17 protein-coding genes are annotated in these 24,207 nt (G+C 65.5%); 5 read left to right on the forward strand and 12 right to left on the reverse strand.

Translation table 11 applies throughout. The features are described 5' to 3' along the window. Position 1 precedes the first annotated feature (1 nt). Positions 2 to 1,264, reverse strand: coding sequence for a hypothetical protein (locus tag JQ627_RS32020; protein WP_212488345.1), 1,263 nt, complete (start codon positions 1,262 to 1,264; stop codon positions 2 to 4). Between the two features lie 142 nt (positions 1,265 to 1,406). On the opposite strand from JQ627_RS32020, the gene JQ627_RS32025 reads away from it, so the two are divergent. After that, complete coding sequence (locus JQ627_RS32025; protein ID WP_212488346.1) at positions 1,407 to 2,390, forward strand: glycerophosphodiester phosphodiesterase; 984 nt, start codon at positions 1,407 to 1,409, stop codon at positions 2,388 to 2,390. A 75-nt stretch (positions 2,391 to 2,465) separates the two neighbouring features. Here JQ627_RS32025 and JQ627_RS32030 read toward each other — a convergent pair whose 3' ends face one another. Further along, a complete protein-coding gene (locus JQ627_RS32030) occupies positions 2,466 to 4,745 on the reverse strand; it encodes a spermidine synthase (protein WP_212488347.1) in 2,280 nt (759 codons plus the stop codon). A gap of 232 nt (positions 4,746 to 4,977) precedes the next feature. Between JQ627_RS32030 and JQ627_RS32035 the strand changes: the two genes are divergently transcribed. Continuing rightward, the gene (locus JQ627_RS32035; protein WP_212488348.1) at positions 4,978 to 6,588 is read left to right on the forward strand and encodes an NAD(P)/FAD-dependent oxidoreductase; all 1,611 of its coding nucleotides are present in this window, start codon (positions 4,978 to 4,980) and stop codon (positions 6,586 to 6,588) included. Positions 6,589 to 6,884: 296 nt separating this feature from the next. On the opposite strand, the gene JQ627_RS32040 is transcribed toward JQ627_RS32035, so the two are convergent. Beyond that, positions 6,885 to 7,040 carry a Flp family type IVb pilin gene (locus tag JQ627_RS32040; protein ID WP_409363829.1) on the reverse strand — a complete coding sequence of 52 codons (156 nt, stop codon included), beginning with the start codon at positions 7,038 to 7,040 and terminating at the stop codon, positions 6,885 to 6,887. A gap of 162 nt (positions 7,041 to 7,202) precedes the next feature. Between JQ627_RS32040 and JQ627_RS32045 the strand changes: the two genes are divergently transcribed. After that, the gene (locus JQ627_RS32045) at positions 7,203 to 8,090 is read left to right on the forward strand and encodes a 50S ribosomal protein L11 methyltransferase (protein ID WP_212488350.1); all 888 of its coding nucleotides are present in this window, start codon (positions 7,203 to 7,205) and stop codon (positions 8,088 to 8,090) included. A gap of 117 nt (positions 8,091 to 8,207) precedes the next feature. On the opposite strand, the gene JQ627_RS39270 is transcribed toward JQ627_RS32045, so the two are convergent. Further along, the gene (locus JQ627_RS39270) at positions 8,208 to 8,387 is read right to left on the reverse strand and encodes a hypothetical protein (protein ID WP_249143565.1); all 180 of its coding nucleotides are present in this window, start codon (positions 8,385 to 8,387) and stop codon (positions 8,208 to 8,210) included. A gap of 188 nt (positions 8,388 to 8,575) precedes the next feature. Here JQ627_RS39270 and JQ627_RS32055 point away from each other — a divergent pair, with 188 nt between their 5' ends. Both JQ627_RS32055 and JQ627_RS32060 read left to right on the forward strand, forming a co-directional pair. Further along, complete coding sequence (locus JQ627_RS32055) at positions 8,576 to 10,405, forward strand: aminopeptidase P family protein (protein ID WP_212488352.1); 1,830 nt, start codon at positions 8,576 to 8,578, stop codon at positions 10,403 to 10,405. Positions 10,406 to 10,741: 336 nt separating this feature from the next. After that, positions 10,742 to 12,022 carry a multidrug effflux MFS transporter gene (locus JQ627_RS32060; RefSeq protein WP_212488353.1) on the forward strand — a complete coding sequence of 427 codons (1,281 nt, stop codon included), beginning with the start codon at positions 10,742 to 10,744 and terminating at the stop codon, positions 12,020 to 12,022. Positions 12,023 to 12,142: 120 nt separating this feature from the next. Here the strand turns inward: JQ627_RS32060 and ligA are convergent, their stop codons facing one another. From ligA to JQ627_RS32100, 8 genes are all read right to left on the reverse strand, one after another. Continuing rightward, a complete protein-coding gene (ligA, locus tag JQ627_RS32065; RefSeq protein WP_212488354.1) occupies positions 12,143 to 14,296 on the reverse strand; it encodes an NAD-dependent DNA ligase LigA in 2,154 nt (717 codons plus the stop codon). Between the two features lie 158 nt (positions 14,297 to 14,454). Then, a complete protein-coding gene (gene recN / locus JQ627_RS32070) occupies positions 14,455 to 16,128 on the reverse strand; it encodes a DNA repair protein RecN (RefSeq protein ID WP_212488355.1) in 1,674 nt (557 codons plus the stop codon). 13 nt (positions 16,129 to 16,141) lie between these two features. Next, positions 16,142 to 17,032, reverse strand: a complete 891-nt coding sequence (locus JQ627_RS32075; protein ID WP_212488356.1) for an outer membrane protein assembly factor BamD — start codon at positions 17,030 to 17,032, stop codon at positions 16,142 to 16,144. A 262-nt stretch (positions 17,033 to 17,294) separates the two neighbouring features. Beyond that, positions 17,295 to 18,257 carry a UDP-3-O-acyl-N-acetylglucosamine deacetylase gene (lpxC, locus tag JQ627_RS32080; RefSeq protein WP_212488357.1) on the reverse strand — a complete coding sequence of 321 codons (963 nt, stop codon included), beginning with the start codon at positions 18,255 to 18,257 and terminating at the stop codon, positions 17,295 to 17,297. A 363-nt stretch (positions 18,258 to 18,620) separates the two neighbouring features. After that, positions 18,621 to 20,423 (reverse strand): cell division protein FtsZ, encoded by a 1,803-nt coding sequence (gene ftsZ / locus JQ627_RS32085; RefSeq protein WP_212488358.1) that lies wholly within the window; start codon positions 20,421 to 20,423, stop codon positions 18,621 to 18,623. A gap of 87 nt (positions 20,424 to 20,510) precedes the next feature. After that, positions 20,511 to 21,833, reverse strand: coding sequence for a cell division protein FtsA (gene ftsA, locus JQ627_RS32090; protein WP_212488359.1), 1,323 nt, complete (start codon positions 21,831 to 21,833; stop codon positions 20,511 to 20,513). Continuing rightward, positions 21,830 to 22,858 carry a cell division protein FtsQ/DivIB gene (locus JQ627_RS32095; RefSeq protein ID WP_212488360.1) on the reverse strand — a complete coding sequence of 343 codons (1,029 nt, stop codon included), beginning with the start codon at positions 22,856 to 22,858 and terminating at the stop codon, positions 21,830 to 21,832. The genes ftsA and JQ627_RS32095 overlap by 4 nt, the downstream gene beginning before the upstream one ends. 351 nt (positions 22,859 to 23,209) lie before the next feature. Beyond that, entirely contained in the window at positions 23,210 to 24,196 is a 987-nt protein-coding gene (locus JQ627_RS32100; protein ID WP_212488361.1) for a D-alanine--D-alanine ligase, read from the reverse strand. Between the last annotated feature and the right edge of the window lie 11 nt (positions 24,197 to 24,207).

The following is a 24,207-nucleotide window of genomic DNA, read 5'->3' on the forward strand; positions in this document are numbered from 1 at the left end:
GCTACGGGAACGCGGCGCTGCCGCGTTCGACGATCTTTCGCGCAGCATCGACGAAGGCGCGCGCGACCGGCTCGAGGATCTCGGGCCCGGTCGCGGCGAGATCGTCCGACGGCGTATGAAACGCCCGATGGCGCCCAGCCATGCCGAGGAAATTGGCATAGCCCGCCGCATGCACATCGCGCAGCTCACCGACCACCTGCTTCTCCGTCACCAGACGTTTGGCCTCGACTTTTGTGAAAGTCTCGTCGGTCAGCGCGACGGCGGACTTGCTCAGCACGAGATAACGCTCTTGCTCGGGCCGATCGGTGCGGGCGCCTTCCGCGAAGGCATAGCAGGCGTTCGACGAACCGAAATGGATCCACGCCAGCGTGTCCTTCGGTGCCGGCGCTCCGTGCTTCAAGAACAGCTCCATGCCGCCATGGCCGATCTCATGGCCGGCGGTGGCGATGAAAACAAGATGCGCCGGCCATTTCTCGGCAGCGACGGTGCGCGCCAGCGCGAGAAAGCTGGCGATGCCCGGGCCGCGCTCGCAGACGCATGAGTACCAGCCGGTCATCGGCGTGGAGACGACGATGACCGGCCCACGGCCGGCCCCGATCTCGGCGATGACGTTGCGGCCGACAACATCGCGCTCGTAATGGCCCTTGACGTCGAAGGTCACAGGCGCGCCTGAGGCAAGCGCGCGCTCGAACACCGCTCGCGACGCCGTGCCGACCACGATCACCGGCACCGGCCAGGGCGCATCCTCCTGCGTGACGTTATAGGCGAAGCGGTCGTCGGCGGGATTTCCGATCATGAGCAAGATGGCAGCCGGCTTCCTTGCCGCGGCTTCCGTGATCGCCGCACGATGAGTCGGCCCCAGATAGGCGCCGCGATCGAACGGCAGGTCGAGCAGAAGGATCTTGCCGGTGGCATCGCCATCGCGCGCGAGCGGCGCGGCGAGATGGAAGCTGGCCTTGTCCTCCGGCGGCCACCAGAATGGCGTCGCCTCGACAGAGATGCCGGCGGCTTCAGCGCTGGCCCGCTCGACGACATATTGCCGCCCGAGCACGACGGGCTGGAAGCTGATTTCGAAACCCGCCTGTTTCATCTCGCCGGCGATCCAGTCGGCCGTCGCCCGATCGCCCGCAGAGCCGAAGCGGTGCAGGCCGAAGGACGCATAGCGCGCCACATCTTCATAGAGGCTCGCACCCGAAAGCACATCCTTGGCTAGCGCCTGTCCGACCATGAGAACCGCCATCGTTGCGATGAAGATAAGCCGCATAGGAATGGCTCCCTGAACCGTTGTTTTTTGAGGACCAGTTTCCGCCTTCCCCGGCCGCCGTCAAGCACCTGTCGACCACGAAGCTGGACGAACCGGGCGAAGATTTCATAAGCTCCTCCTCTCACCCGGGCTGCGAACCTTGATGCCGTCACGTGCCACAACAATCCTGATCGTGCTCTCGGTTCTCACTGCGGGACAAGCCATGGCCTTTGATCTCGAAGCGCATCGCGGCGGCCGCGCGCTGTTGCCGGAAAACACCCTGCCGGCCTTCGCCAACGCGCTATCGATGGGCGTGGATACGCTGGAGCTCGACGTCGGCATCACCGCCGATGGCGAGGTCGTCGTGTCGCATGAGCGCCGGCTCAATCCCGACCTCGCGCGGGATGCGAGTGGCGCCTATGTCGCGCCGCCCGGCACGCCGTTCGTGATGCTGCGGTTGGCCGAGGTCAGGACCTATGACGTCGGTGAGATCCGCCCCGACAGCTCTTACGCGAAGCAATTCCCCGACCAGCGGGCCGTGCCGGGGACGCGCATTCCCACCCTGAGCGAGCTGTTCGCGCTGGTGCGCAAGTCCGGCAATACGCGCGCGCGCTTCAATATCGAGACCAAGATCGATCCGAACCATCCCGATGAATCACGCGACCCGCAAGGTTTCGTCACGAAGCTGCTGGGACTGATCGAGACCGAGGGATTTTCCGACCGCGTCATGATCCAGTCGTTCGACTGGCGGACCCTGCTGCTCGTCCAGCAGCAGGCGCCCAACATTCCGACGGTGTACCTGACGCTCCAGCGCGGCTCGGGCCAGACGGTGTCGTTGGACAAGGCGACGAACTGGACGGCGGGTTTCAGCCCGGCCGATCACGGTGGCTCGCTGCCGCGGACGATCAAGGCTGCGGGCGGCGCGGTCTGGTCGCCCTATTTCGGCGACGTCACCGCGGCGCTGATCACTGAAGCCCATACACTCGGACTGCGCGTCGTGGTCTGGACGGTCAACAAGCCTGAAGACATGACGCGCATGATCGAGCTCGGCGTCGACGGCATCATCTCGGACCGGCCGGACCTGCTGCGGCAGGTCGCGGGCGAGAAGGGAATTGCATTGCCGGCGGGAACGCCGGTGGCGCCGTGAAGTATCCGCCGTCACGGCCGGGCTTGTCCCGGGGATGACGACCTCTCGTAAATGCGCGCCTTACCTTTGGCGTCCCTACTCCCCATCCCGCAGGCGCCGATACAGCGCGCCCAAAATATTCGAATAGTCGTCGGTCCACACCCGCACCCTGTCGTCGGCTTCGGTCTGCTCCCATGACTTGGAGGAGCCGAGCCGGCCGACGTCGGCCTCCTCGCGCGCGGAGATGACGACGTCGGTCGAGAAGATGTAGTCACCGTCGCGCCCGGAATCCTCGTTGAAGACCCAGCTCTTCAGATCATTGGCGTCGGCGATGCCGACCACGACGGTTTCGAGATCGAGGTGGCGGTTGGAGACGTGCATCACCACGGCGCCGTGCGGAGCGAGCTTGTCCTTGTAGATATTCATCGCCTCTTCGGTGGCGAGATGAATCGGGATCGCATCCGACGAATAGGCGTCGACGATGATGAGATCGTAAGCGCCGTCGGGCTCTTTCGCGAAGGTGAGGCGAGCATCGCCGATCACCGGCTTCAGGCCCGGCATGCAGCTCGATATGTAGCGAAAGTTCTTCGGATCGCTTGCCGCGTCGACCATGGACTGGTCGATCTCGAAGAAGGTCCAGCTTTCGCCGGGCACGGCGGCGCAGGCGAGCGTGCCCGATCCGACGCCGATTGCAGCGACCTTCAGCGGCGCGCCCTTGCGCTCGCGGATCGCAGTGACGGCCTGACCGATACCGCCGTCCTTGTGGTAGTAGGTGATCGGCTCGGGCCGGCCGGCGACCGGTGTGCCGTCATTGTTGCGGAAGCGCTCGGCGCCATGAATGGTGGTGCCGTGCATCAGCACATGGAAATAGCCGCCCGGCGTCACTACGATCTTGTGCACGCCGAAGAAGCTGCGCACCGTCGTGACACGGCCTTCGTCCGCGGGATAGACGCGGATCAGCGCCAGCGCGAGGGCCACGGTCGCAAAAATCTTCCAGCGGCCGGCGTTGAGCGCGAGCGCCAGAAATGCCGCGAGCACGCCGACGGCGCCCGCGACCCAGACGCGGTGATCCTCGAACCAGGTCGAGAGATCGCCGGTCATGTAAGACGGCGCGACGAGCACCACCGCGAGCGCGGCGAGTGCCAGCCAGTACCATTTCACGATACTCGCCAGCCGCTCGTTCGCCGGCGGCCGGCATAGCGCGGCAAGCGCGATCAGGATCGGATATTCGGCGATCCAGGAGAAGGTGAATGGAGCGACAAGGCCGGCAAAGAGGCCGCCGATCATGCCGCCGAACGACAGCGCGACATAGAAGCCGGTGAGATATTTGGCGGCCGGGCGTGTCCGCGCCAGCTCACCATGGCAGGCCATGGCGATGACGAAGAAGCACAATTGGTGGCCGCCGAGCGTCAGCAGCAGATTCTGTTCGCCGCCGAAGGCCAGCAAGACAACAACGCCCGCGATCGCGACCGGCTGGAGCATCAGCATCCATTTGTGTGGCAACAGCGGCCGCGACTGGAACACCACCACCCAGGTGAGCAGGTACAGCGACAGCGGCAGCACCCAGAGCAACGGCGCCGCCGCGACGTCGGTCGAGATGTGCGCAGTGACGGCGATCAGCAGGCCTGAGGGCACCGCGGCGAGGAAGATCCAGCGCAGCCGCGTCACCAGGCCCGGCGCGGGCGCATTCACGTCCTCGGTTTGCGCGTCCGCCACGGCAAGCTTCGGTGAGCGCAGCAGCAGCACGCCGCAGGCGGCAATCAGGAGGATCAGGAGGCCATAGCCAAGGGTCCAGAACCGGTTCTGCGTGTGCAGCGTGAACATCGGCTCCAGCAGGAACGGATAGGACAACAGCGCGAGGAAGCTGCCGATGTTGGAGGATGCATAGAGGAAATAGGGATCGTGTCCGGCAGGATGGCCGGTGCGGACGAACCAGGCCTGGAGCAGCGGATTGTTGGCGGCGAGCGCGAAGAACGGCAGGCCGATCGAGACCACGAACAGGCCGAGCAGCCAGAACGCATAGCCCGACGCCGGTGGCTCGCCATAGGCGGTGGCGATGCCGAGCGGCAGCGTGGCGAAGGCCAGCGCCAGCAGCACGAGATGCACCACCACGGGAACGATGCGGCTCCTGATCTGCATCAACAGATGCGCATAGGCATAGCCCGCCAGCAGCAGCGACTGGAAGAACACCATCGCCACCGACCACACCGCCGGCGAGCCGCCGAGCCGCGGCAGCACCATCTTGGTGAACAGCGGCTGCACCGAGAACAGCAAGAGCGCACTGACGAAGATCGCGGCAGTATAGACCGTCAGCAGCAGCCGGTTGCGCGACGAGGAGGGCTGCTCCGTGGCGGCGGGTTGCACGATCGAATCCATGGAAGCTCCAGCAAAAGCGTTTTCCAGCGAAGTGGGCACCGGTTCGCGCGGGGAAAACGCGTCGGATAACTCCTCCGGCGGGCGCCGGACGCGCGCAATGGAGCACAAGGCGCCTGAACGGGCAATAAAGGGTCTCGTGATGTCGCAGCGAGAAATGCCTGATATACAGATGTCATTCCGGGTCCGGTCGCTCGGATCATCTTGCAATGACCGTGGAACATCTTGATCCTTCATGAGCGAAACCGACGTCGTCATCATCGGCGCTGGCCATAACGGCCTCACCTGTGCGGCCTATCTCGCGATGGCGGGCCTGCGCGTGCGCGTGGTCGAGCGCCGCAAGGTGGTAGGCGGGGCCGCCGTGACGGAGGAGTTTCATCCGGGCTTCCGCAATTCCGTCGCGGCCTACACGGTCAGCCTGCTTAATCCGCAGGTGATCCGCGACCTGGGTCTCGCCGAGCAGGGCCTGCGAATCGTCGAACGCCGCGCGCAAAATTTCCTGCCGGCGCCCGACGGCAGCTATCTCCTCACCGGCGAGGGACGGACGAAAGCGTCAGTCGCGCGGCTCAGCGCGCATGATGCGGAGGCGCTCGACGGTTTTTCGCGCGAGCTGGAAGAGATCGCCGACGTGCTGAGGCAGTTCGTGCTGCGGGCGCCGCCGAACCTGCTCGACGGCTTTGGCACGAACGCGATCCGCGAGGCCGTGAACGCATTGCAGAGCGCGAACATCCTGCGTGGGTTGACGCTGGAGCAAAGCCGCAGCCTGCTCGATCTCTTCACCCGCTCGGCCGGCGAGATGCTGGATGAACGTTTCGAGCACGATCTGGTCAAGGCGTTGTTCGGCTTCGATGCCATCGTCGGCAATTACGCCAGTCCGTACGCGGCGGGCTCGGCCTATGTGATGCTGCATCACGCCTTCGGCGAGGTGAATGGCAAGAAGGGGGTCTGGGGCCACGCCATCGGCGGCATGGGCGCGATCACGCAGGCGATGGCGCGCGCCGCGCAGGGCCGCGGCGTCACGATCGACACGGATGCGGGTGTGCGCGAAATCATCGTCGAGCGCGACCGCGCGGCGGGCGTGGTGCTGGAGAACGGCGAGACGATCCGCGCCAAATATGTCGCGGCCAACGTCAATCCAAAGCTGCTCTATACGCGGCTGATCGCGGCCGACGCCCTGCCCCCGGACTTCCTCGCGCGCATCCGGCACTGGAAGAACGGCTCCGGCACCTTCCGCATGAATGTGGCACTGGACCGCCTGCCCTCCTTCACGGCTCTGCCGGGCGACGGCGATCACCTCACCTCCGGCATCATCCTGGCGCCAAGCCTCGGCTACATGGACCGCGCGTATCTCGACGCGCGCGCGGAGGGCTGGAGCAGGTCACCCGTCGTCGAAATGCTGATCCCCTCCACGCTCGACGACACGCTCGCTCCGGAAGGAAAACACGTCGCGAGCCTGTTCTGCCAGCACGTCGCGCCCGAACTGCCTGACGGAAAGTCCTGGGATGACCATCGCGAGGAGGTCGCCGATCTCATGATCGCGAAGGTGGACAAATACGCGCCGGGCTTTGCAGCAAGCGTGCTCGGCCGCCAGATCCTCTCCCCGCTCGATCTCGAACGGCAGTTCGGCCTGTTAGGCGGCGACATCTTCCACGGCGCGCTGACGCTGAACCAGCTGTTCTCGGCGCGGCCGATGCTGGGCCATGCCGATTATCGCGGGCCCCTGAAGGGCCTCTATCATTGCGGCTCCGGCGCCCACCCCGGCGGCGGCGTCACCGGCGCCCCCGGCCACAACGCCGCGCAGGTGATCCTGAGGGATCACCGCTCGCTGTTCGGAAGCCGTGGATAGGTCTGTGGATGAGCGGTGGACAGGCTGTTGGCAAGCTGTTGGCAAGGCTGTGCGAAAGCAGTGGGTAGCCCGCGCGTCGGGCCCGGCGAGACGCGTACAAGGCGGTGGAAAAGCCGTGGATGAGTGGCGGGATAAGGCCGTGGACAACGTCCGGGAAACGAGCGGATGGCCTGTGGGCATCCCGGCGCCCGCCAAAACGAACCTCGCCCGCCAGGGGGCAATTCCCCCTAGCGGGCGGAGATCAGGAAACAGCCTCTGAAGAAAAACAGCCCCCGCTGGGAAATGGGAAGCAGAAATTACTTCAATGAGGTGCTAATCGAACCGAACTTCTCGTTCAAGCTGGTGCCCAAGCTGTTCACCACCGTGATGATCGCCAGCGCGATGCCGGCTGCGATCAGACCGTATTCGATCGCGGTTGCACCGGACTCGTCCGACCAGAACTTCGAAACCATGCGCTTCAAGATTCGCCTCCATTCAATTCCAGGATGTGTTGGCTGGATCCAACATCCGAAAATCTACGGGGCACAACCTGCGGTCAGGTTAACTCAAGACCTGCAAGTTATACGAAAAATTGGGAACAAAAGTCCCCAAAATTGAACTGACGGAACCCTAGGATGCAGCTTTCTCCCACTCATCGCGCCAGCTTTTCGATCGGCACCGAGGCCGCAGCCAAGCGCGTCGTCGACGTGCTCACAGAGGTCTTTTTCGAGGGCGATGCGGCGGTCGCCGCCTTCGAGCAGCCGGACGGACAGTGGGACGTCACGCTCCATTTCGCCGAGCCGCCCGATCAGGCATTGCTGCGCGAACTCATTGCAAATTCAGCAGGAAACGACATCGCCGAAACGCTCATCTTCGACATTGTCGAGGCCAAGGACTGGGTCAAGGCGAGCCTCGAAGATCTCGTCCCGGTGCCGGCCGGGCGCTTCGTCGTGCACGGCAGTCACGACCGCGACCGCGTCGCGCCGAACAAGCTTGCCATCGAGATTGAGGCAGCGCTCGCCTTCGGCACCGGCCACCACGGCACCACCCGCGGCTGTTTACTGTTGCTTGACCACGTCCTGAAGAGTTCCCTGCCGACGAACCTGCTCGACCTCGGCACCGGCACCGGCGTGTTGGCTATCGCGGCGGCGAAAGCGCTGCATCGCGCGGTGCTCGCCTCCGACATCGACCCGCCCTCGGTGCGGGTGGCGGCCGAGAACGCGACGCTGAACGAAGTCGGCAACCAGGTCCGGGTGATCCGCGCCACCGGATTTGCCGCACCGGATTTTACCAGATGCGGCCCGTTCGACCTGGTCCTGGCCAACATCCTTGCCAACCCGTTAAGGCAACTGGCCGGCCCGATGGCGCGGCACCTGGCACCCGGCGCCCGCGTCATCCTCTCGGGCCTCTTGACCCACCAGGCCCCCGCCGTGATCGCCGCCTACCGCGCGCGCGGCCTCGTGCCGCTGCGGCATCTGCGGATCGAGGGGTGGAGCAGCTTGTTGCTGCGGAAGGTGGGGTGAGCGAGGCGCCGTAGGGTGGGCAAGGCGAAGCGTGCCCACCTTTGTCCGCGAACTCGGGAAGATGGTGGGCGCGACGCTGCGCGCCTTTGCCCACCCTACGGCATTATCGATGCCGCGCTACTCCGCCGGCTTCTCGTCCCGACGCATCGCGCGCTCGCCCCGCAAGGCACGTCTCGCGCGGCGCTCGGCGAAACGGTCGATCATCTGGCTGATGAGGCCGCGCGGCTTCTTGGGTGTCGTTGCGGCCGGCGCGCGGCGGGCCGGCGGCGAAATCTTCTCAAACGAGAACGCTGGCATCGTGTGTCCCCTCGCCGTTGAGATGAACCACCTGCTCGAATTTCCCTGTTATCCGGACGAAGCGCAACTGCTGCATCCTGTACTCCACTCAATTCGAATGGAACTATTTCAAGCACACTCCATGCCAGATGCGACGCAAATGCGTCTACATTGCGGACTGATCTCCATGATCCTAGACTGAGCCCATCATGTTCGAAGCGCACTACCAGACATTCGAAGAGCCCGAGGCCGGCGTCGCACTGACGGCGCGCCTTGCCGCGCTTCGTGAAGAACTCGCCCGCCGCAAGCTGACCGGCTTCGTCATTCCGCGTGCCGACCAGCAGCAGAACGAATATGTGCCCCCCTCGGAAGAGCGGCTGGCCTGGCTGACCGGCTTTACCGGTTCGGCGGGATTGGCGGTGGTGCTGACGCATGAGGCCGCGATCTTCGTCGACGGCCGCTACACGATCCAGGCGGCCAAGCAGGTCGATGCGAAGGCCTGGGCGGTGGAATCGCTGATCGATCCGCCGCCGGAAAGCTGGGTGTCGACGCACCTGAAAGCCGGCGACCGCCTCGGATTTGATCCGTGGCTGCACACTTCTTCAGCAGCCGAGCGCCTCGCCGCCGCATGCGCCAAGGCCGGCGCCGAGCTGGTCGCCGTCGACAGCAATCCGGTCGATGCGATCTGGCAGGACCGGCCGCAGCCGCCGCTCGCCCCCGTGGCCGTGCATAGCCTGCAAAATGCCGGCGTCGCCGAGGCCGAGAAGATCACGCAAATCAAGAGCGAGATCGCCAAGCTCGGCGTCGACGCGCTGGTGCTCTCCGACAGCCACGCGGTGGCTTGGACCTTCAACATCCGCGGCGCCGACGTCGCCCATACGCCGTTGCCGCTGTCCTATGCGCTGGTGCCGAAGGACGGCCGGCCGACCATCTTCATTGACCACCGCAAGCTATCGAACCTGACGCGCGATCATCTCGAGCAGTCCGCCGACGTGCGCGAGCCCGATGCGATGGCGCCGACGCTGATGGCACTCGCCAAGAGCGGCGCGACGATCGCACTCGACAATGCCACCGCGGCCGACGCGCTCAGCCGGCTGATCGCAAGCGCCGGCGGCAAGCCGGTGCGCGGCAGCGATCCGATTGCGCTGCTGAAAGCGGTCAAGAACGCGACCGAGATCAAGGGCACACAGACGGCGCACCGCCGCGATGCCGTGGCGCTGGCGCGCTTCCTCGCCTTCGTCGACCGCGAGGCACCAAGCGGCAAGCTTACCGAGATCGACGCGGTCGAGGCGCTGGAGACGTTCCGCCGCGACACCGGTGCACTGAAGGACGTGTCGTTCCCGACCATATCAGGCACCGGCCCGAACGGCGCCATCGTGCACTACCGCGTCACCCGCAAGAGCAACCGGCGCATCGCGCCGGGCGATCTGCTGCTGATCGATTCCGGTGCGCAATATGAGGACGGCACCACCGACGTCACCCGCACCATGGCCGTGGGCGAGCCGACCGGCGAGATGCGCGACCGCTTCACCCGCGTGCTGCGCGGCCACATCGCGATCGCGCGCGCGGTGTTTCCCGACGGCACCACCGGCGCGCAGCTCGACACGCTGGCGCGGCAATATCTCTGGGCCGCCGGCATCGATTTCGAGCACGGCACCGGCCACGGCGTCGGCAGCTATCTCAGTGTGCACGAAGGACCGGCGCGGATCTCGAAGCTCGGCACCACGCCGCTGAAGCGCGGCATGATCCTCTCCAACGAGCCGGGCTATTACAAGACCGACGGTTTCGGCATCCGCATCGAGAACCTCGAGCTGGTGGTCGCCGCCGACATCAAGGACGCGGAGAAATCGATGAACGCGTTCGAGACGCTGACGCTCGCGCCGATCGACCGCCGGCTGATCGATGTCGCGATGCTGGGCAAGGACGAGCTCGACTGGCTCAATGCCTACCACGCGCGCGTCCGCGCCGAGGTGCGGCCGGCGCTGGACGAGGCGACGAAGGTCTGGCTCGATCAGGCGACGGCGGAGTTGAAGTCGTAACCGCGCGCCGGAGATGCATGGCGCTACGCGATTTGCGCAACGCTCTCACCTCACACTCGCTGTCATGCCCCGCGAAGGCGGGGCATCCAGTACGCCGCAGCCTCTCGATTCAATCACTACGGCCTCTGGAATACTGGATTCCCCGCCTTCGCGGGGAATGACACCGAAGATGTGGCACGACCGCACAACATCTCAGCACACGCGCCCCGTAAGATAACGGTCTCCACACGCTGTTATCACAACCGTCCCGAAATCCGAATAGCCGCATTCCGAAACGCCGATATCCGTCTTGCGCGAGCACGCTACAGTCGATTCGACTTCGAAAGACGGACGACTATGCACGGCATGATCAGCAGGCCGCCGGAGGCGCCGACGAAAAACATCGCGACCTCGCGCGTGGTGCTGCTGCTGCTGGTCGTCATGACCGGGATCGCGCCGATCTCGCTCTACATCCTGGTTCCGGCGCTGCCCGTGCTGGCGACGACGTTCGGCCGCGACATCTCGATCGCCCAGATGACGGTGTCGTTGTACATGGTCGGCATCGCACTGTCGCAGCTCATCATGGGACCGCTGTCGGACAAGTTCGGCCGGCGTCCGGTGCTGCTTGGCGGCCTCGCGCTGATGGTCGCGGCGAGCATCGCCTGCATCTTCGCCGAAACCCTGCCGCAACTGATCGCAGCGCGCTTCTTCCAGGCGCTCGGCGGCGCATCCGGCATGGTGGTGAGCCGCGCCATCATCCGCGATGTCTACGAGCGCGACCGCGTCGCCTCCATGATCAGCCTCGTCGTCGCAGCGCTCATGATCGGGCAGATGGTCTCACCGCTTACCGGCGGCCTGATCGAGACCGCATTCGGCTGGCGGGCGATCTTCTACGCCGTCACGATCGGCGCGATCGCGGTCGCAATCGGCATCGCGATCGCGCTGCCCGAGACCCGCCGCGATCGCGCGGTCGGCAGCGGCGGCTTTCGCAGCGACGTCGGCACCCTGATCAAGAGCCGCGCCTTCATCGGCTATGTGATGTGCCAGGTGCTGGCGTCCCAGATTATCTTCACCTTCGCCGGCGGCGGCCCCTACATCGTCGTCACGCAGATGGGCCGGACCAGCGCCGAATATGGCGCCTGGTTCGCTACGACCGGCTTCGCATATCTCGTCGGCAATCTGCTCTGCGTGCGCTTCGCGCCGCGACACTCGCTGGAAAAGCTGATCTGGTTCGGGCTCGGCCTGCAACTCTGCGGCAGCCTGTTGAACCTGCTCTGGAGTTTTACGGGCTGGAACGAAGCACCCGCATGGCTGTTCGGCACACAGATGATCGTGATGGTCGGCAATGCCTTCGTGATGGCGAACTCCGCCGCCGGCGCCATCAGCATCCGCCCTGAGGCCGCGGGCACCGCGTCAGGCGCGATGGGCTTCCTCCAGCAGGGCATCGGCGCGCTGATGTCGCAGTTCGGCGCCTATCTCGGCGGCCACTCCGCCACCACGCTGCCGCTGACCTCCGCGGTCCTCGTGATCTCGCTGCTCTGCGCCTGCACGATGATCTTCGTCGTCCCCCGCCGCGAGCTGGTGGTGAGCGAGACGCTCATCGAGCAGGCGGAGGAGGAAGAGACGGGGATGATGTGAGAGGGGCGCAGGGCGTGCCCCCACCGTCATTGCGAGCGAAGCGAAGCAATCCAGACTGTCTCCGTGGAAAGATTCTGGATTGCTTCGTCGCTCCGCTCCTCGCAATGACAGGGAGAGACCTCACTCCCCGATCAGCGTCAGCCACTCGTCCTCGGTCAACACCTTGACGCCGTGCTTGTTGGCTTCCGCGAGCTTGGAGCCTGCGCCGGGACCGGCGACCACGAGATCGGTCTTCTTCGACACCGAACCCGACACCTTCGCCCCCAGACGCTCCGCGGTGGCCTTGGCCTCGTCGCGCGTCATCTTCTCCAGCGATCCCGTGAACACCACCGTCTTGCCGGCGACGGCGGAATTGCTCTTCGGCTTCTCGGCGTCGACGATCTCGACTTCCTTGGTCAGCCGCTCGACGATGCCGCGATTGTGGCTCTCGCCGAAATAGTCGGCGATGCTTTTGATCACGGTGTCGCCGATCTGGTCCAGCGCGTCCATCTCGGCCATCGCCTCCTCGTCGCCCTTGGCGACCTTGAGACAGGCGTCGTGGAACGCATCCCACGAACCATAGCCGCGGGCGAGCGCCAGCGCCGTGGTCTCGCCGACATGACGCATGCCGAGCGCATAGACGAAGCGCTCCAGCGCGATTCTGCGCCGGCTCTCGATGGCGCCGAACAGGTTGCGCACCGAGGTTGCGCCGTAGCCCTCGATCTCCTCGAGCTTCAGCTTCGCATTGCGCTTCTCCAGCGTGAAGATGTCGGCGGGCTCCTTCACCCATTCCTCGTCGAAGAAATACTGGAGCTGCTTCTCTCCCAGGCCGTCGATGTCGAAGGCGCGCCGCGACACGAACAGCTTGAGGTGCTCGATCTTCTGATAGGGACAGGCGAACTCGCCGGTGCAGCGCGCGCGCGATCCCTCTTCGCCGGCCGCCGTCTCCTCGCGCGTGACGTCGGTGTGCAACGGGCACGGGCACTTCTTCGGGAAATGGAATTCCTTGGCCGTCTTTGGCCGCTTGTCGAGAACGACGTCGACCACCTGCGGGATGACGTCGCCGGCACGCTGGATCACGACGGTGTCGCCGATCCTGATGTCGCGCCCCTCGCGCAGCACCTCACCCTTGTTGCCGATGCCCTTGATGTAGTCCTCGTTGTGCAGGGTGACGTTCTGCACGATCACGCCGCCGACGCCGACCGGTTCGAGCTTGCCGACCGGCGTGAACGAGCCGGTGCGGCCGACCTGGATCTCGATATCGCGCAGCACCGTCATGGCGCGCTCGGCCGGGAATTTGTGCGCGATGCCCCAGCGCGGCGTGCGTGAGACGAAGCCGAGCCGTTCCTGCCAGTCGATGCGGTCGACCTTGTAGACGACGCCGTCGATATCGTAGTCGAGTTCGGCGCGTTCTTCCTCGATGCTCTGATGGAATGCGATCAGCTCTTCGACCGAGTGGCACAGCTTGGTCAGCGGATTGGTCTTGAAACCGCAGCGCTCGAACCAGCCGATCATGCCGCTCTGCGTGCCCTCAGGCATCGCGCTCATCTCGCCCCAGGCATAGGCGAAGAAGCCGAGCGGCCGCGAAGCGGTGATGGTCGGATCCTTCTGGCGGAGCGAGCCTGCAGCCGAATTGCGCGGATTGGCGAACGGCGCCTCGCCGGCCTCGACCTGCTTCTTGTTGAGTGTCAGGAAGGCCCTCTTGGTCATGTAGACCTCGCCGCGCACCTCGCAGATGTCGGGCACGCTGCGGCCTTTGAGCTTCTGCGGCACGTCTTCGAGCGTACGGATGTTGGCGGTGACGTCCTCGCCTTCAGCGCCGTCACCGCGGGTCGCCGCAGTGACGAGCTCGCCGCCCTCGTAGCGCAGCGACATCGAAAGACCGTCGATCTTCGGCTCGGCCGAGAAATCGACCTTGCCGTCATCGAGCTTCAGGAAGCGCACGATGCGGCCGACGAAGTCGCGGACGTCCTCTTCGGCAAACGCGTTGTCGAGCGACAGCATCGGAACGGAATGCCGAACTTTCTTGAAACGCCCCGACGGTGCGGCGCCGACTTTCTGGGACGGCGACTCCGCGCTGACGAAATCCGGAAAGCGCTTTTCGATCGCGTTGAAGCGCTGGCGCAGCGCGTCGTACTCGGCGTCGGTCGCGGTGGGCGCGTCCTCCTGATAGTAGCGCCTGTCATGCTCTTCGAGTTCGAGCGCGAGCCGCATGTGCTCGACCTTGGCCTGCGCCTTGGTGAGGTCGGCGACGTCGCGAAGCGGCCTTGCTTTGGATTTTGCTGCTCTTGCCATGGTGCTTGGATACGATGGAGCGGGCGGGAGGGTAAAGGCGGGTTGAGGTCGTGTCCCCGGATGCTGCGCAGCGCTTCTTCAGCGATGTGCTGCTGATCCGGGGCCATCTGGCAACAGTCTGGGTCCCGGCTCGCGCTACCGCGTCCGGGACACGAAGGTTAAGCCGTCGCCGCCTTGAGCAGCCGTTCGGCAGCCGCTCTCGCCTCGGCGGTGATCTCGGCGCCGGCGAGCATGCGGGCGATCTCCTCGCGGCGGTGGTCGGCGGCCAGCGCATTGACGCGGGTGGCGACGCGCTTGCCCTTGTCGAGGGCGTCCTTGGAGATCAAGAGATGCTGGTCGGCACGGGCGGCGACCTGCGGGGCGTGGGTCACGGCCATCACCTGCACCTTGCCGGCGAGCCGCGCGAGCCGCCCACCGATGGCGTCCGCGACCGCACCGCCGACCCCGGTGTCGATTTCGTCGAACACCAGCGTCGGCGCCGAGCCGCGGTCGGACAGCACGACCTTGAGCGCCAGCAGGAATCGCGAGAGCTCGCCGCCGGAGGCGACCTTCATCATCGGACCCGGCTTGGTGCCGGGATTGGTCTGCACCCAGAACTCGACGCGGTCGAAACCTTGCGGGCCCGGCGCGGCCTCATCTGTCTCGACCTGCGTCATGAACTTGGCGCGTTCGAGCTTGAGCGGCGCGAGCTCGGCGTTGACCGCCTTGTTGAGCTTGTCCGCCGACTTCTGCCGCGCCATCGACAATTTCTTGGCGGCAGCGGCGTAGCGCGCGTCAGCCTCGATCGCGGCCTGCTCCAGCTTCTTCAAGCGCGAGGCGCCGGCATCGATCAGCACGACGTCGGCGGCATATTGGGCGGCGAGCGCCGCAAGCTGGTCGACCGGCGTCGAATATTTGCGCGAGGCGGCGCGCAGGGCGAACAGCCGCTCCTCGATGCGCTCGAGCTCGGCCGGGTCGAAGTCGGTCGCGGCGAGCGCGGCCAGGAGATGCTGGTCGGCTTCCTCCAGCGCGTTGATCGCGATGTCGATCGCCTTCACGGCAGGCTCGACCAGCGCCGGCGAATTGACGCCGCGGCGCTCCAGCCGTCGGACAGCGGCCGACAGGGTTGCGACCGGTGAATGATTGCCGCCGACGGCTTCCTGCGCCTCCCGCAAATCGGACGCGATCTTCTCGCCCTGCATCATGGTGGTGCGGCGATTGGCGAGCGAGGTCTCCTCGCCCTCCTTGGGGGCGAGCTGCTTGAGCTCGTCGGAGGCGTGGCGCAGATAGTCGGCCTCGCGCGCGGCGCGCTCCATGCCGGCGCGGTGCTCTTCCAGCGCCGTGTTGGCGGTGCGGCGCGCGTCCCAGAGCACTTCAACGGCCGCGACGTCCTTCTCCAGGCCGGCGAAGGCATCGAGCAGGCGGCGGTGGGTGGCGGCATCGACCAGCGCGCGTTCGTCATGCTGGCCGTGGATCTCGACCAGCGCGGCGCCGACCGCTTTCAGCGTCTGCACGCTGATCGACTGGTCGTTGATGAAGGCGCGGGTGCGGCCGTCGGCCAGTTGCACCCGGCGGAGAATCATCTCGCCGGTATCGTCCAGGCCGTTCTCGGCCAGGATCTTCGTCGCGGGGTGACTTTTGGGGATATCGAAGACGGCGGTAACCTGCCCCTGCTCCGCGCCATGGCGCACGAGGCCGGCGTCGCCGCGGCCGCCGAGCGCCAGTGCAAAGGCATCGAGCAGGATGGATTTGCCCGCACCGGTCTCGCCGGTCAAAACCGCAAGCCCGGTGGCGAATTCGATATCGAGCCGTTCGATCAGGACGATGTCACGGATCGACAGACGCGCCAGCATGGAACCAGATTTCCTAGCCGAGACCCATTTTCTTGAAGGTCCGGCTGATCCAGGACCCCTGATTCTCGCTCGGTTCGAGACCGCCCGATTTTACAAGATTATAGGCGTCCTTGTACCAGCGGCTATCAGGAAAATTGTGCCCGAGCACAGCCGCCGCCGTTTGCGCCTCGCCGACGATGCCGATCGCCATATAGGCCTCGGTGAGCCGGAACAGCGCCTCCTCGACATGGCGGGTGGTCTGGTACTGCGTGACGACGGCCTTGTAGCGGTTGATCGCCGCCGTGTAGTCGCGCTTCTGCATGTAGTAGCGGCCGACATTCATTTCCTTGCCAGCGAGCTGGTCGCGCGCGCCCTCGATCTTGGCCTTGGCCGAGGTCGCATATTCCGAGTTCGGATATTTGCGGTTCACCTCTTCCAGCGCGGCGATCGCCTTCTCGGTGCGGGCCTGGTCGCGGCTGATGTCCGGAATCTGGTCGTAATGGGAGGCGGCGATCAGGTATTGCGCATAGGCCGCGTCCGGGCTGCCGGGATGCAGCGTGACGTAGCGGGTCGCTGCGCCGATGCAGCCGTCATAGTCGCCGCCCTGGTAGGAGGCATAGGCCGACATCAGCAGCGATTTGCGGGCCCAGTCGGAATAAGGATGCTGACGGTCGACCTCTTCGAACTTCTTGTTCGCCCCCTTCAAGTCCTTCTTCTCGTTCATGAGGTACAGGCCCTCATTATAGATCTTGTCGGCGGGCTCCTCGACGAAGGTGTCGTCCTTGGCGGTGAACTTGTCCCAGAGCGCGCCGGTGCCGCAGCCAGCCAGCGGCAGCGCGAGCACAATGAAGGTGGCGGCGTGAAGCAGTCCGCGGACTCCAGACGAGACCGAGAGATATCCGCGCGTCATACGCTGTGCCGACATGAGTTTAAGCCCTGACGCCCTGTGATGCGGTGTCCGCCAGCCCATGAACCCCGTCATGAGCGCGAAATGTAGCCGTGGTGCCTGCCATGCGACCACGCCGGTGTAACAAAAAAAGACCTTGAACCAACCGGATAGGCAGGCATTTCGCCCGGATTAAGGCGAACGCGCCGCAATCCTAGTCGATCATCGTTACCAGGAGTTTCCCGGGAAAAGCCGCCGTTAAACACCGGCGGCAACAGAACGCCAGTGGCGACAGGTCTCTTCAGGACACGTCCGGCCCGTAGGCCGCGGCGACCCGACCGCCGACGATGCCGCGACCGACTTCGCCCATGGGACGCGTGGTACGGCGGACCGCCTCGCCCTCGACCACCCGCCAGGCGGTACGGTCGGCGAGCAGCGCGGTCAGGACAGCGTGGTTGAGCTTGTGACCGCCACGCACCGAGCGGTAGACGCCAAGCAGCGGCAGGCCTGCCAGCGCGAGGTCGCCGATCACGTCCAGCACCTTGTGGCGGGCGCATTCGTCGGCGTAGCGCAGGCCCTCGGTGTTGAGCAGCCGCTCGTCGTCGAACACGACGGTATTGTCGAAGGAGGCGCCGAGTGCGTAACCCGCGCTCCAGAGCCGGGCGACGTCGCACATCAGGCCGAAAGTCCGGGCACGGCCGACTTCGCGGCGGAAGCGCTCCGGGTTCAGGTCGAAGCCGTAGCTCTGCTGGCCGATGACGGGATTGGTGAAGTCGATCTCGACCTCGGCGCGGAACCCGTTGGCGTAGGGCCGGATCTCGCCGAAGGAGTCACCGATCTTGACCGAGACCGGCTTCAAAACCTGAATGAAGCGGCGCTGCGCCGGCTGGCTGACGATACCGGCCTGGTCGATCGCCGCAATGAAGGCTGCGGCGCTGCCGTCCATGATCGGCACTTCCGGACCGTCGATCTCGATGGTGGCGTTGTCGACGCCCATGCCCCGCAGCGCGGCAAGCACGTGCTCGGCGGTGGAAACCAACGGGCCATTGCGATCGCCCAGCACGGTGGCGAAATCGGTCGCGATCACCTGGTCGGCGATCGCCTGTACTTCACGGTCACTTCCCTCGAGCCCGGTACGGACAAAAACAAAACCTGCGTCGACGGGCGCAGGCCCAAGCGTGAGAGTGACGGGAAGACCGGAATGAACGCCCACGCCTGCCACAGAGGCTTGCGCACGAAGCGTTGTTTGCCGGCTAAATTTCATCAGGAACCGCCCCACTACAACCCACTGCGACTTATACGAGACCTGCTTGGCCGGCCAGTGCCGACGGTTGCGAATCTCCGTATCCCCAAGTCACGGCAAACCATAGTCACTGCCTCAAACAGCGCCAACTCACGCTTTTTTACCGATTGTTACCCCAAACCTGCCGTATTCGCGCCAAGGCTTAACCAAATTGCGCCGGTGTTCGGGACCGTTATCGGCAGTTTTACTGAACCATCGAATACGTAATTAATGATTTAAAATCAGTCGTTTGGTCGCGCAATCCGGGTATGCACGGGACTAAAGAAAAGGTCCCGGCAAGCTTCCCGCCGGGACCTTTTTTCGTCAGCCTTATTGTAACAATCCTCAGGTCGCCTGCCGCCTCAGGAAGGCCGGGATATCAAGATGGTCGTCACCCTGTGGCGCCGGCGCAACAGGCGCCGGGCGGCCATGCATGTCCAAGCCCTGAGGTGCGGGACGGCGAGCATATTCCGATACCGGTTCGCTCGACGCGATTTGCTGTGCCACGGTCTTCTGGGGCCGGCGATCGGGCAGCGGCGGCATCGCGGGACCGGCGTTGCGGGCTGCGACCGGCGCCTCACTCTCCTCGTCGCGGCGGCCGAGGCCGACATTGGCGAGACGCTGGAGCAGCGACAGGCGGGTCTTTTGCGGGGTCTCTTCCTCAACCTCGCCGCGGGCCTGGCGAAGCTCGGCCTGGGCCGGCATCGGCAGTTCGTCGATCCGCGGCATCCGCGGTGCACGGACCGGCCCACGTTCCGCCTGCGGCGGGATGAAGGTTTCCGGTGTCATCGGCTCCTGCATCGCGACCGGGGCCATGTCAGGCTCCGGGAACAAGGTCGGCTTCTGCGCGATCGGGCGCACCGTAACGTCGCCATAGGTCTGCATCGGCGCGGGCGCCTGCGGGACCTCGGCGACGGCAGCCGCGATGGCGGCAAGCGCGGCGCGCTCGACATTCGGACGCGGCGCGATCGGCGCGGCAGCAACCGGAGCTGCGGCCGGCATCTGGGCTTCCAGCTTCTGGGCGCGCTCGGCCATGCGCTGATTGTCGGCACGCAGACGCGCGGTCAGATCGGCGAGACGGCTCTCGGCAGCCGCGGCCGGAGCAGCGGGAGCCTGCTGATTCTGCTGCGGCGCCGCGTTCGCGACCGGAGCGGAGGTTGCCTGGCTGTTGCGGGCGATCGCGGCCTGCTCGATGCCGGTGGCGACGACCGAGACGCGGATCAGGCCATCGAGCGCTTCGTCGAAGGTCGCGCCGACGATGATGTTGGCGTCCTGATCGACTTCCTCGCGGATACGGGTCGCGGCTTCGTCAACCTCGAACAGAGTGAGGTCCTTGCCGCCGGTGATCGAGATGAGGAGGCCCTTGGCGCCCTTCATCGAGCTATCGTCGATCAGCGGGTTGGCGATCGCGGCTTCAGCGGCGGTCAGCGCGCGCTTGTCACCGGACGCTTCACCCGTGCCCATCATCGCCTTGCCCATCTCGCGCATGACGGCGCGAACGTCGGCGAAGTCGAGATTGATCAGGCCTTCCTTGACCATCAGGTCGGTGATGCAGGCAACGCCGGAATAGAGCACCTGGTCGGCCATCGCGAAGGCGTCGGCGAAGGTGGTCTTCTCGTTGGCGACCCGGAACAGGTTCTGGTTCGGGATGATCAGGAGCGTGTCCACGACCTTGTGAAGCTCGTTGATGCCGGCCTCGGCGGTGCGCATGCGGCGGCCGCCCTCGAAGTGGAACGGCTTGGTCACGACGCCGACGGTGAGGATGCCCATGTCGCGCGCGGTCTTGGCGATGACGGGAGCAGCACCGGTGCCGGTGCCGCCGCCCATGCCGGCGGTGACGAACACCATGTTGGCGCCCGAGAGATGGTCGCGCAGCTCGTCGATCACCTCTTCCGCCGCCGCCGCGCCGACGTTCGGCTGCGAACCCGCGCCGAGGCCCTGCGTGACCGCCGTGCCCATCTGCACGATGCGCTGCGCTTTCGACATCGTCAGCGCCTGCGCGTCGGTGTTGGCGACCACGAAGTCGACGCCCTGGAGGCCCGCCGTGATCATGTTGTTGACGGCGTTGCCACCGGCGCCACCGACGCCGAACACGGTGATCCGGGGCTTCAGTTCGTGAATATCAGGAACATTGATGCTGATGGTCATGTTTGCCTCTCGATCACGCGCGCGTGGGTTCGCCCCGGCCGGCGGCCGCGGGAGTTGGTGAAATGCGAAGGTTGCGGAACCGGTTCATCAGAAGCCCTCGCGTAGCCATCGTCCGACCTTTCCAAAATAACCGCCCGTCCCTGTCTTGACCTGCTGCCGCGTATGCCGCGGTTCGACATGTTCGTGGTGAACATATTGCGGGTAGACGAGGAGCCCTGCAGGCACCGCGAACGCGGCGTTCTTCGCCTCGCTGGGCAGCCGGCCGAAACCGAGCGGACGTCCGACCCGCACGGGCCGGCCGAAAATCTGTGTGCCGAGTTCGACGAGGCCGGTGAGCTGCGAGGCGCCGCCGGAGAGCACGACGCGGCCGTTGGGCTCTGAGGCGAAGGGCGAATCCTTCAGCTTGTCCCGAACCATTTCGAAGACTTCCTCGGCACGGTGCTTGACGATGTTGGCGATGGTGGCGCGGGAGACGATCTGCGGCAGATCCTGCTCGTCACCGGCTGTCGGTACAGACATCAGCTCACGCGAGTCCGATCCGCCGGTGATGACGGTGCCATATAACGTCTTGATTCGCTCGGCATCGGCAATGGTCGCGGAGAGTCCGCGCGCGAGATCCATCGTGATGTGTTGCCCGCCGACCGCAAAGCCCGCCGCATGCACGAAGCGGCCGCCGGAATAGACCGCGATGGTGGTGGTGCCCGCGCCCATCTCGACGACGGCGGCGCCGAGATCGGCCTCGTCGTCGGTCAGCACCGACAGGCCGGCCACATACGGGCTTGCCGCCATGGCTTCGACATTGATGTGGCAGCGCTCCACCGCCAGCATCAGGTTGCGGGCAACGGTGGCCTCGCAGGTGACGACGTTCATGTCGACGCCGAACTGATGCGCGACCATGCCGCGCGGATCGCGGATGCCCTTGACGCCGTCGAGCGTGTAGCCGACCGGCAGCGCGTGCAGCACGGTGCGGCCCTCGCCGGTGGCGTGGCGCATGCCGGTCGAGGTGACGCGGCTGACATCGGCCGGCGTCACGGCGCCGCCGCGGATGTCGGCGGCAGCTTCGACCAGCTGGCCGGAAAGCCGGCCGCCGGAGACCGACAGCAAAACGGACTCGACCCGCACCTTGGCCATTTTCTCCGCCAGCCCGACGGCCTGGCGCACCGCCTGCTCGCATTCGGCAAGATCGACCACCGCGCCGGCCTTCATGCCGCGCGACTGGATCTGGCTGTAACCGATCAATTCCACCGCATGGGTGCGGCCGCGCAAGGCGTCGCTCGGCGCCGACGGCTTCAGCCGCGCGATCATGCAGGCGATCTTGCTGGTGCCGATGTCGAGGCAGGCGACGAGGCCGCCGCGCTTGTGCGGCATCGGGCGCGTCTTCGGGGTCTGGGTGCGATCAAAGCCGGTCATGCGGCGTCCCCGGCCTTCTTTTTCTTCTTGTCCTTGAACAGGTCCTCGCGCGCCTTGGCGGCGTCGTCGGACAGCTGCACCACCAGGCGATCGGGCAGGCGCATGTCGACGGCGACGATGTCGCGGGAGAACAGCTTGTCCTCCTTGTCGAGCCTGGACAGCATCGCAAGCGCGTTGCCGACGTCCTGCTCGGGCAGACGGATGTCGAGGCCGTCCTTGAGCCTCAGGTTCCAGCGCCGCTCGCCGACATAGATCGCGGCCTTGGTCACCGAATTGATCTGCGGATAGCGCGCCAGCAGCGCCAGGAAATCGCGCGCCTGGGTGTCGGCGCCCTTGCCGACCACGAGCGGCAGCGACAGGAACCGGCGCGAGACGTAAGGCTCGAGCACGGCGCCGTCATCGGCGATGACGGAGAGCCGGCCGGCCTCCTGCCACAGCGCAAACGCCTGGCGCTCGGTGATGTCGATCATGAGCCGGCCCGGATAGAGCTTCAGCACGGTCGCATCCGCGATCCAGGGATTGGCCTTGAGCTTGTCGCGCACGACGTCGGCGTCGAGGAACAGCAGCGAGGAGCGGCCGCTGACCCCGCCGACCGCGAGGATCTCGTCCTGGCTGAGCTGCTTGCGGCCGTTGATCACGACGGAGGTGATGCGGAAGCCGGCGGAATTGGCCAGCGCGTTGCGGGCATCGCTGACCGCGGTGATGAAATCCTGGAGATGGCCGCCCCTGACGATGCCGAAGCCGCAGCTTCCGACCAGCAGCAGAACGGTCATGGTGATCCCGACCCGGCGCGGCATATAGCGCTCGACCAGCGCGACCACGCGCGGCGGCGGCTCACGCTCGACGACGGGCTTGGCTTTGGTCTTGGACCTGATCTTGTTCTGGGCGACAGCGCGCTTCTGGTCGCGCTTGTCCTGCACCCACTCGCGCAGAAGCACGACCGCTCCGACAGCGGCCGCCTTCAGGTCAGCTTGGGGCCTCAGCGATCTCAGAAACGACCGGGTGAGGCTTCCTGCACCATCCATTGCACGAGCTCGTCAACAGTTAGCCCGCGACATCGCGCGGGTCCTGGCGAACATGACGTCTCGGACTTGCCGGGCCGGGTGCTGGTCTTCAGAAGAAGAAAACCTCTCCCCTTCAAAGCGTTCGCTGGAGGTGACATCACCCGCAACAGCCCACGCGCCGGCAGCCAAAGCGTCATATGCGCCGCCAGCGTTAACCTTCGGACGTCCTGGTAAACAAAAGGTAAACTTCGTTAACGCCGGATGCGTTTTGCCCAGGCTTGTGAGGCATTTGTGCCGCGATACCCGGCATTTTACCGGTTTTGGGTTCCAAAACCGGCCATTTCGCCCGCTCGGCCGTTAACCAGTCCTAATTTATTTTCTTACGCCCCGCCCGGCGAGCTCGACCAGGCCACGCAGGAAGTCGACGAATTCGATGCCTTCGGCTTTCAGCGCCTTGGGGTAGAGCGAGGACTTGGTCAACCCGGGCAGCGTGTTGGTCTCGAGATAGACCAGACCCCTGTCGGAGACGATGAAGTCCGAGCGGGAATAGCCGGTGCAGGACATCGCGCGATGCGCCAGCATCGCCTGCTCCTTCAGCGCGGCTGTGATCTCGGGCGGAAAACGGCCGGGGCAGATCTCCTGGGTCGACTTCAGGAGATACTTTGCGGCGTAGTCGAAATTGCCCTCGCCCGGAATGATCTCGATCGGCGGCAGCGAGATGATCGAGCCGTCGGTGCGCTCCAGCACGCCGCAGGTTGCCTCGACGCCTGCGATGTAGGGCTCGATCACATAGTCTTCGTGCTCCGCCGCATTGCGGACGGCGACGAGATCCTGCCGGGCGTTGACGAAGATCAGGCCATAGCTCGAGCCGTCGCGCGCGGGCTTTGCGATCAGCCGGCCGTATTCGGCGAAGGCCTCGTCGATCTTGTCCAGCGCAACGTTGGCCGGCGGCGTCACGCCGCCGAGCGCGGCGAAATGCTTGGCCGCGATCTTGTCGAAGGCGAGATGCGAGGAGGCCGAGCCCGATCCGGTGAAGGGCACGCCGCGCGCCTCGCACATCACCTGCAATTCGCCGTTCTCCGCGCGCCCACCATGCAGGCCGAGCACCAGCACGCGACCTTCCGCCTTGGCCTGATCGAGCGCCTGCCCCAGCGGAATCCCGCGCGTTCCGGGCTTGAACTCGTCCTCGAACGGACGGGCGTGTTCGAGCAGTTGCTTCGACTGCACGACATGCACCTTGTCCTCGACGTCCCACCACCAGAGATCGGCCTCGGGCAGCGCCTGATGCAGCGCCTGGGCCGAGGCGACCGAAACCAGACGCTCCCGGTTGGAGCCGCCGAAGAGGATGGTGATGCGCATGTTCTCTCGTC

This window comes from Bradyrhizobium liaoningense (assembly GCF_018130785.1).
Taxonomy (GTDB): domain Bacteria; phylum Pseudomonadota; class Alphaproteobacteria; order Rhizobiales; family Xanthobacteraceae; genus Bradyrhizobium; species Bradyrhizobium liaoningense_A.

Coding starts and splice junctions, on each gene's coding strand:
- JQ627_RS32060 (WP_212488353.1), top strand. CDS start 10,742: ATGCACGGCATGATCAGCAGGCCGCCGGAGGCGCCGACGAAAAACATC.
- recN (WP_212488355.1), bottom strand. CDS start 16,128: ATGCTGGCGCGTCTGTCGATCCGTGACATCGTCCTGATCGAACGGCTC.
- JQ627_RS32045 (WP_212488350.1), top strand. CDS start 7,203: ATGCAGCTTTCTCCCACTCATCGCGCCAGCTTTTCGATCGGCACCGAG.
- ftsZ (WP_212488358.1), bottom strand. CDS start 20,423: ATGACCATCAGCATCAATGTTCCTGATATTCACGAACTGAAGCCCCGG.
- JQ627_RS32100 (WP_212488361.1), bottom strand. CDS start 24,196: ATGCGCATCACCATCCTCTTCGGCGGCTCCAACCGGGAGCGTCTGGTT.
- JQ627_RS32035 (WP_212488348.1), top strand. CDS start 4,978: ATGAGCGAAACCGACGTCGTCATCATCGGCGCTGGCCATAACGGCCTC.
- ftsA (WP_212488359.1), bottom strand. CDS start 21,833: ATGACCGGCTTTGATCGCACCCAGACCCCGAAGACGCGCCCGATGCCG.
- JQ627_RS32025 (WP_212488346.1), top strand. CDS start 1,407: ATGCCGTCACGTGCCACAACAATCCTGATCGTGCTCTCGGTTCTCACT.
- ligA (WP_212488354.1), bottom strand. CDS start 14,296: ATGGCAAGAGCAGCAAAATCCAAAGCAAGGCCGCTTCGCGACGTCGCC.
- JQ627_RS32075 (WP_212488356.1), bottom strand. CDS start 17,032: ATGTCGGCACAGCGTATGACGCGCGGATATCTCTCGGTCTCGTCTGGA.
- JQ627_RS32055 (WP_212488352.1), top strand. CDS start 8,576: ATGTTCGAAGCGCACTACCAGACATTCGAAGAGCCCGAGGCCGGCGTC.
- JQ627_RS32030 (WP_212488347.1), bottom strand. CDS start 4,745: ATGGATTCGATCGTGCAACCCGCCGCCACGGAGCAGCCCTCCTCGTCG.
- JQ627_RS32040 (WP_409363829.1), bottom strand. CDS start 7,040: ATGGTTTCGAAGTTCTGGTCGGACGAGTCCGGTGCAACCGCGATCGAA.
- lpxC (WP_212488357.1), bottom strand. CDS start 18,257: ATGAAATTTAGCCGGCAAACAACGCTTCGTGCGCAAGCCTCTGTGGCA.
- JQ627_RS32095 (WP_212488360.1), bottom strand. CDS start 22,858: ATGGATGGTGCAGGAAGCCTCACCCGGTCGTTTCTGAGATCGCTGAGG.
- JQ627_RS39270 (WP_249143565.1), bottom strand. CDS start 8,387: ATGCCAGCGTTCTCGTTTGAGAAGATTTCGCCGCCGGCCCGCCGCGCG.
- JQ627_RS32020 (WP_212488345.1), bottom strand. CDS start 1,264: ATGCGGCTTATCTTCATCGCAACGATGGCGGTTCTCATGGTCGGACAG.